The organism is Shinella sumterensis (assembly GCF_004514425.2).
Classification (GTDB): Bacteria; Pseudomonadota; Alphaproteobacteria; order Rhizobiales; family Rhizobiaceae; genus Shinella; species Shinella sumterensis.
This window is the reverse complement of the sequence record NZ_MYFN02000050.1, coordinates 1-919: the sequence shown is the minus strand read 5'-3', so window position 1 is coordinate 919 and position 919 is coordinate 1. Positions and strand designations below refer to the sequence as shown.

Annotated in this window: 1 rRNA gene; it reads right to left on the bottom strand. The window is 54.0% G+C overall.

Going from position 1 to position 919, the window contains the following annotated elements:
- Nucleotides 1-919, bottom strand: a 23S ribosomal RNA gene (locus tag B5M41_RS26770); the annotation flags it as partial.

Sequence of the window (919 nt, the reverse complement as noted above, 5' to 3'; positions counted from 1 at the left end):
GTTCCTTCAGGAGACTTAWAGTCTCAGGGAGAACTCATCTCGGGGCAAGTTTCGTGCTTAGATGCTTTCAGCACTTATCTCTTCCGCATTTAGCTACCGGGCAGTGCCATTGGCATGACAACCCGAACACCAGTGATGCGTCCACTCCGGTCCTCTCGTACTAGGAGCAGCCCCCCTCAATTCTCCAGCGCCCACGGCAGATAGGGACCGAACTGTCTCACGACGTTCTAAACCCAGCTCGCGCACCACTTTAAATGGCGAACAGCCATACCCTTGGGACCTACTTCAGCCCCAGGATGTGATGAGCCGACATCGAGGTGCCAAACACCGCCGTCGATATGAACTCTTGGGCGGTATCAGCCTGTTATCCCCGGAGTACCTTTTATCCGTTGAGCGATGGCCCTTCCATTCAGAACCACCGGATCACTATGACCTGCTTTCGCACCTGCTCGCGCCGTCACGCTCGCAGTCAAGCTAGCTTATGCCATTGCACTAACCTCCTGATGTCCGACCAGGATTAGCTAACCTTCGTGCTCCTCCGTTACGCTTTGGGAGGAGACCGCCCCAGTCAAACTACCCACCAGACACTGTCCGCAACCCCGGTAAGGGGCCAACGTTAGAACATCAAACATTAAAGGGTGGTATTTCAAGGTTGGCTCCACGCAGACTGGCGTCCACGCTTCAAAGCCTCCCACCTATTCTACACATCAAGGCTCAATGTTCAGTGTCAAGCTATAGTAAAGGTTCACGGGGTCTTTCCGTCTTGCCGCGGGTACACTGCATCTTCACAGCGAGTTCAATTTCACTGAGTCTCGGGTGGAGACAGCCTGGCCATCATTACGCCATTCGTGCAGGTCGGAACTTACCCGACAAGGAATTTCGCTACCTTAGGACCGTTATAGTTACGGCCGCCGTTTAC